The following is a 6,354-nucleotide window of genomic DNA, read 5'->3' as shown; positions in this document are numbered from 1 at the left end:
GGTCCTTGAGGCGATGAAGATGGAACAGCCCCTCAACGCCCACCGCGCGGGCACCGTCAAGGGCATCACCGCCGAAGTCGGCGCCTCCGTCTCCTCCGGCGCCGTCATCTGCGAAATCAAGGACTGACGCACGCCATCAGAATGCCTGCGGGCCTCCGCCGATCACTCGGCTGAGGCCCGCAGGCATTCAACGATCAGGCAGTGCGACCGACGTTCAGGATGTACACCGTGTCGTCCTCTACGAGGTACAGCACCCGCCAGTCTCCGACAGCGAGCCGGTAGTAGCCGGACCCGCCGAGCGCAAAGGCGCTCTCGGGCTTAGGTTCGCCGCCTAACTCCCGAGTCGCCGCCACACACGCCCTGGCACCCTTGGGATCCGTCAAACGTGAACGACGGAGACCGGATAACGCCCGCTCTTCCCACACCACGGTCCAGAGCATTCAGCAGGCCTTCCGATCCGCGGCCTCGTCCGCCTCCAGGACGGCCAGGACCTCGTCCTGTGAAATCCATCGGGCGCCGGGGTCTTCCCGGACAGACCGTGCCAACGCCAGATCCGCCTCGTCCCGAAGCCGCTGAAGCTCCTCCAACTCCTCTATGGGGATCAGTGCCGCTGCAGGTTTGCCGTACTCGCTGATCAGGATGTGCTCATGCCCGTGACGCACACGGCCCACCAGCTGCCCGAGCTGGTTCCGGGCTTCGACGAGGGAGTAGGTGTCCATACACAAAACGGTACGCACCCGCAGGTGCGTACAACAATCCCCCGTTCGGATGGCCCCTAGCGGCCGGCAAGGCCAGTGGCATCCTTGGCAGGCGGGGAGAGATGAGGGAGGACTCGGCAGCCATGGCCACGGAGACCACACAAGCGTCGCCACGCCCCATGCGGGCGGACGCCCGGCGCAACTACGAGCGGCTGCTCGTGGAAGCGCGGAACGCGTTCACCCGGCACGGCACCGACGCCTCCCTGGAGGACGTCGCCCGGCGCGCCGGTGTCGGCATCGGAACGCTCTACCGCCACTTCCCCAACCGCACGGCGCTCATGAGCGCCGTCTTCCAGGTCGAGGTCGACGGGCTCCTCGCCCGCTCCCGCGAGCTCCTCGCCTCCCCCGAGCCGTGCCGGGCCCTCGTCGACTGGCTCCGGGCGTGCGTGGCGCACGCCAGCACGTACCGGGGGCTGTCACGGGCCCTGCTGGCCGCCCAGTCGGACGAGGCCTCGGCGATGTCGCGCTGCAGCCTGCCGCTACGGGAGGCGGGGAGCGTGCTCCTGGCCCGGGCGCAGGCGGTGGGGGCGGTCCGCCCCGAGGTCGGCATCACCGACGTCATGCAGCTGACGAACGCGATCTCCCTGGCCGCGGAGCAGTCCCCCGACGACCCGCACCTCCCCGACCGCCTCCTGACCCTCACCCTCCGGGGCCTCCAAACGGTCCCGTGCCCCGACGCGGACTAGCCGCCCGGAGCGCCCCCGGCGCCGCGGGTCTCCCCCCGCACCCCTCCCCCCGCCGCAACGGCCGCCCGCCCCCGCGGCGCACACCGGCGGTGCCGCACCCACCTGAAGATTCGGCACGGCACCGCCGGACAGCAGCGCAGGGGCTGATCACCGCGGCGGCGGAAGCAAGAACCCGGCCGCCAGCCGACAAGAACGAGCGCCCGCACACTGCCCCGCACCCCTCCCCGCCGCAGGGGAAACGGGGCGAGCCCACGCCCAACACGGGCCCCGGATGCGCGCCGCGAGGCGCCCGTTAGCGGCGCCTGGGGGCCAGGTCCGCCACCCTCGCCGTCGGAGGCTCAGCGCCCAGCGACCCCGCGCTGCGGAGCTGGGAGGGGGGCGCGCCGCCGCCGGACTGGGCGGCGGCCTGGCCGCCGGGGGGCAGCGGGTGATGGCCCCCATGGCCCCCGTGCGTCCGCCGCTGCCCCGGCAGCGGCGGCACGTCCCGCCGCCGCTGCTGCTGCGGCACCTGTTCGGGCCCGGATCCGGCCCCGGACCCCGGCACCGCCCCCGCAGGGGCCCCCGCGCCGGGCCCGGCGACCGAGATGTGAACGCCCTGGTCCGCGAGGGCCTGGAGCTCCGTCGCCGCGCGGTCGTCGTGGGACGGCGGCTCGTCCGTCACGAGCCGCGTGATGACGTCGGTCGGCACGGTCTGGAACATCGTGTCCGTGCCGAGCTTCGTGTGGTCGGCGAGCACGACGACCTCCGCCGCCGCCTGCACCAGCGCCCGGTCCACGCTCGCCGAGAGCATGTTGGACGTGGAGAGGCCGCGCTCCGCGGTCAGCCCGCTGCCGGACAGGAACGCCCGGGTGACCCGCAGGCCGTGCAGGGACTGTTCCGCCCCGCTGCCCACCAGTGCGTAGTTGGATCCTCTGAGCGTGCCGCCGGTCATGACGACCTCGACCCGGTTGGCGTGGGCGAGCGCCTGGGCGACGAGCAGGGAGTTGGTGACGACGGTCAGACCGGGCACGCGGGCGAGCCGGCGGGCCAGCTCCTGCGTGGTCGTGCCGGCGCCGACGACGACGGCTTCGCCTTCTTCGACGAAGCTCGCCGCGAGATCGGCGATGGCCGTCTTCTCGGCGGTGGCTAGATGGGATTTCTGGGGGAAGCCGGACTCCCGGGTGAAGCCGCCCGGCAGCACCGCACCGCCGTGCCGGCGGTCGAGGAGTCCTTCGGCCTCCAGTGCCCGCACGTCCCGCCGTACGGTCACTTCGGAGGTCTGGACGACGCGAGCGAGCTCACGGAGCGAAACCGCCCCGTTGGCCCGCACCATTTCGAGGATCAATTGGCGACGTTCTGCAGCGAACACGAAACCGACAGTAACGCCAACGACCATCCGTTTTCAGCAGGTTGCAGCAATTAACGGAAGTTGTCCGCTCCGGAACGCTCAAAGTGGTATAGGAGGCCCGGTCTCAACGACCGGCGCCTCCCGACCACTCAGCGCGACAATCAATACCCAAACCCTCGCGGAGGGTTCACGCCCGGCGGAGCGTTTACGCCTCGCGCTGCGTCTTCCGCGTGTGCAGCTGCCGCGCGACTTCCGCCAGCGAGCCCGAAAGCGACGGATATACGGTGAACGCATTCGCGATCTGCTCGACCGTGAGGCTGTTGTCCACGGCGATGGAGATCGGGTGGATGAGCTCACTGGCCCGCGGGGCGACCACGACGCCGCCGACGACGATGCCCGTGCCCGGACGGCAGAACATCTTCACGAAGCCGTCCCGGATGCCCTGCATCTTGGCGCGCGGGTTCCGCAGCAGCGGAAGCTTGACGACCCGTGCGTCGATCTTGCCGCTGTCGACGTCGGCCTGGGTGTATCCGACGGTCGCGATTTCGGGGTCCGTGAAGACGTTCGCGGAAACCGACTTCAGGTTGAGCGGCGCCACCGCGTCACCCAGGAAGTGGTACATCGCGATGCGTCCCTGCATGGCCGCGACCGACGCGAGCGCGAGCACGCCCGTGCAGTCGCCGGCGGCGTAGACGCCCGGGGCGCTCGTGCGCGACACCCGGTCGGTCCGGACGTGCCCGGATTCCTTGAGCCGGACCCCGGCCTCCTCCAGCCCGATCCCCTCGGTGTTCGGAATCGAGCCGACCGCCATCAGGCAGTGCGTACCGGTGATGACGCGGCCGTCGGCCAGCGTGACCTCGACCCGGTCGCCGACCCGCTTCGCGGACTGCGCCCGCGACCGCGCCATGACGTTCATGCCGCGGCGCCGGAAGACGTCCTCAAGAACGGCGGCGGCGTCCGGGTCCTCGCCCGGCAGCACGCGGTCCCGGGACGACACCAGCGTCACCTTGGACCCCAGCGCCTGGTACGCGCCGGCGAACTCCGCGCCGGTCACGCCCGAGCCGACCACGATGAGCTCCTCGGGGAGCTCGTCCAGGTCGTACACCTGGGTCCAGTTCAGGATGCGCTCGCCGTCCGGCAGCGCGTCGGGGATCTCCCGCGGGTGCGCGCCCGTGGCGACCAGCACCGCGTCGGCGACCAGCGTCTCCTCGGTGCCGTCGGCGGCGCGCACGACCACGCGGCGCGAACCGTCCGGGGCCTGGTTCGGCTCCAGCCGGCCCCGGCCGCGCAGGACGCGCCCGCCCGCACGGGTGACGGACGCCGTGATGTCGTGCGACTGCGCGAGGGCCAGCCGCTTCACACGGCGGTTCACCTTGCCCAGGTCCACGCCGACGACCCGCGCCGCCTGCTCGATGTGCGGCGTGTCGTCGGCGACGATGATCCCGAGCTCCTCGTACGAGGAGTCGAAGGTCGTCATCACCTCGGCCGTCGCAATGAGCGTCTTCGAGGGCACGCAGTCGGTCAGCACCGACGCCCCGCCCAGACCGTCGCAGTCGACGACGGTCACCTCCGCACCGAGCTGCGCGGCGACGAGCGCCGCCTCATAGCCGCCGGGTCCGCCACCGATGATCACGATCCGAGTCACGTACTCCATTGTCCCGCACCCATCAAAGCGACTTCTCCCGGGGCCTCCCCCGCGGATCGCTCCCCGCAACCGTGCGGCAATCCGTGCGAGAACCGGCAGGAGGTTCCGGACGAACCTCCCTTCGAGACTGCCATCCCAAATGCCGTCGCGCCTCACTCCCGTACCCTCGAAACCATGTCGCTCTACGCCGCGTACGCCGGCAACCTCGACGCGCGGCTGATGTCCCGCCGCGCACCCCACTCGCCCCTGCGCGGCACGGGCTGGCTCGCCGACTGGCGGCTGACCTTCGGCGGCGAGCAGCTGGGCTGGGAGGGCGCCCTCGCGACCGTGGTCGAGGCCCCCCGCTCCCAGGTCTTCGTCGCGCTCTACGACATCGCTCCGATGGACGAGGACTCGATGGACCGTTGGGAGGGTGTCGGTCTCGACATCTACCGGCGGATGCGCGTCCGCGTGCACACCCTGGACGGCGAGGAGCCCGCGTGGATCTACGTCCTGAACGGCTACGAGGGCGGCCTGCCCTCCGCCCGCTACCTCGGGGAGATCGCCGACGCGGCGGAGTCCGCGGGCGCCCCCCACGACTACGTGATGGAGCTGCGCAAGCGCCCCTGCTGACGCGCCGCGCCCGGGTTGTGACGATTGCGTCTCGTCACAACCCACAAAGCAACAATCGGAACACCGTGACCAGTGACATCTACGCGCGTAGGCGATAAGCGGCTACCCTCGTCCGCGTGAACGCATCAGTTACTCCCGACATCCAGGCCGACCCGTACGCCGCGGCGGACGCCGCCGCCGCCCGTCTGCGCGAGCTCACCGGCGCCGAGACCCACGACGTCGCCCTGGTCATGGGCAGCGGCTGGCTCCCCGCGACCGAGGCGCTCGGCACCCCCGAGGCCGAGTTCCCGGTCACCGAGCTCCCCGGCTTCACCGCGGCAGCCGTGGCGGGCCACGCCGGCACGGTCCGCTCGTACAAGGTCAACGACAAGCGCGCCCTGGTCTTCCTCGGCCGCACGCACTACTACGAGGGCCGCGGCGTCGCCGCCGTCGTCCACGGCGTCCGCACGTCCGTCGCCGCCGGCTGCAAGACCGTCGTCCTCACCAACGGCTGCGGCGGCCTCCGCGACGGCATGCGCCCCGGCCAGCCCGTGCTGATCAGCGACCACATCAACATGACGGCGACCTCGCCGATCGTCGGCGCCAACTTCGTCGACCTCACCGACCTGTACTCCCGCCGCCTGCGCGCGCTCTGCAAGGAGGTGGACGAGACCCTGGAGGAGGGCGTCTACGTCCAGCTCCCCGGCCCGCACTACGAGACCCCGGCCGAGATCCGCATGGTCCGCACCCTCGGCGGCGACCTCGTCGGCATGTCCACCACGCTGGAGGCCATCGCGGCCCGCGAGGCCGGTGCCGAGGTCCTGGGCATCTCCCTCGTGACGAACCTCGCCGCGGGCATGACCGGCGAGCCCCTCAACCACGAAGAGGTCCTCCAGGCCGGCCGCGACTCCGCGTCCCGCATGGGCGAGCTCCTGGCCCGGGTCCTCCCGAAGCTCTGACCTTGCCGGTACGGCGCCGTGTCCCCTCGCGGGGTGCGGCGCCGTTCCCCTTGCCGGGGTGCGGCTCCCCTCGCCGGGGGTGCCGTATGCCGGTGCGGCGCCGCGCCTCGCCGCCCCCGCGCGCCTGCGGCGCGCGACACGCCCACCCACCCGCCCGATTGCCCGGAACCGCGCGGTTCACGGTCAGGGGCGGGCCCGGCAGCCACCGGCGTACCGCGGGCCACAAGCCCGAGCGGGGCCCGCAGGATGCGTACGCGCGGGAGGGTGCGGGGCGGGCCGGGCCCGGCAAGGGGCGTAAAGCGTGATTTGTGGGCCCTCGTTCCGGGCACCCAAAGCTTGGGCCAGAGGGCCCGTAAATCATGCAGCCCCGTAGGGCTCGGCCCGCCCC

The 6,354-nt window shown here is 71.9% G+C and carries 7 protein-coding genes and 1 pseudogene; 4 read left to right on the top strand and 4 right to left on the bottom strand.

Translation table 11 applies throughout. The annotated features are described in order from the left end of the window. Positions 1–127, top strand: a 127-nt coding sequence (locus B7P34_RS34545; protein ID WP_146166984.1) for a biotin/lipoyl-containing protein, incomplete at its 5' end; no start/stop codon positions are given. Between the two features lie 67 nt (positions 128–194). Here B7P34_RS34545 and B7P34_RS39875 read toward each other — a convergent pair. After that, the gene (locus tag B7P34_RS39875) at positions 195–440 is read right to left on the bottom strand and encodes a type II toxin-antitoxin system RelE family toxin (protein WP_106682104.1); all 246 of its coding nucleotides are present in this window, start codon (positions 438–440) and stop codon (positions 195–197) included. Next, positions 441–719: a type II toxin-antitoxin system Phd/YefM family antitoxin gene (locus B7P34_RS34535; RefSeq protein ID WP_146167014.1), complete on the bottom strand. Its 279-nt coding sequence runs from the start codon at positions 717–719 to the stop codon at positions 441–443. 122 nt (positions 720–841) lie between these two features. Between B7P34_RS34535 and B7P34_RS34530 the strand changes: the two genes are divergently transcribed. Continuing rightward, positions 842–1,444 carry a TetR/AcrR family transcriptional regulator gene (locus B7P34_RS34530; RefSeq protein ID WP_106682102.1) on the top strand — a complete coding sequence of 201 codons (603 nt, stop codon included), beginning with the start codon at positions 842–844 and terminating at the stop codon, positions 1,442–1,444. Between the two features lie 652 nt (positions 1,445–2,096). Here B7P34_RS34530 and B7P34_RS34525 read toward each other — a convergent pair. Both B7P34_RS34525 and B7P34_RS34520 read right to left on the bottom strand, forming a co-directional pair. Continuing rightward, positions 2,097–2,819 (bottom strand): annotated as a pseudogene (locus tag B7P34_RS34525) (DeoR/GlpR family DNA-binding transcription regulator); the annotation flags it as partial. Between the two features lie 157 nt (positions 2,820–2,976). Then, positions 2,977–4,416 (bottom strand): NAD(P)H-quinone dehydrogenase, encoded by a 1,440-nt coding sequence (locus tag B7P34_RS34520; RefSeq protein ID WP_223268550.1) that lies wholly within the window; start codon positions 4,414–4,416, stop codon positions 2,977–2,979. Positions 4,417–4,590: 174 nt separating this feature from the next. Between B7P34_RS34520 and B7P34_RS34515 the strand changes: the two genes are divergently transcribed. Both B7P34_RS34515 and B7P34_RS34510 read left to right on the top strand, forming a co-directional pair. Then, on the top strand, positions 4,591–5,028 hold the full coding sequence (locus tag B7P34_RS34515; RefSeq protein WP_030369994.1) for a gamma-glutamylcyclotransferase: 438 nt from the start codon (positions 4,591–4,593) through the stop codon (positions 5,026–5,028). Between the two features lie 140 nt (positions 5,029–5,168). Further along, positions 5,169–5,966, top strand: coding sequence for a purine-nucleoside phosphorylase (locus B7P34_RS34510; protein WP_223268551.1), 798 nt, complete (start codon positions 5,169–5,171; stop codon positions 5,964–5,966). Positions 5,967–6,354 lie beyond the last annotated feature (388 nt).

This window comes from Streptosporangium nondiastaticum (assembly GCF_003011965.1).
GTDB lineage: Bacteria > Actinomycetota > Actinomycetes > Streptomycetales > Streptomycetaceae > Streptomyces > Streptomyces nondiastaticus.
Note: the sequence above shows the minus strand (reverse complement) of the source record. Positions and strands in the feature narration are given on the sequence as shown.

Bases quoted from the DNA above. Each gene is read 5' to 3' on its own strand.
- B7P34_RS34535 (WP_146167014.1), bottom strand. From the start codon at position 719: ATGGACACCTACTCCCTCGTCGAAGCCCGGAACCAGCTCGGGCAGCTG.
- B7P34_RS34530 (WP_106682102.1), top strand. From the start codon at position 842: ATGGCCACGGAGACCACACAAGCGTCGCCACGCCCCATGCGGGCGGAC.
- B7P34_RS39875 (WP_106682104.1), bottom strand. From the start codon at position 440: ATGCTCTGGACCGTGGTGTGGGAAGAGCGGGCGTTATCCGGTCTCCGT.
- B7P34_RS34515 (WP_030369994.1), top strand. From the start codon at position 4,591: ATGTCGCTCTACGCCGCGTACGCCGGCAACCTCGACGCGCGGCTGATG.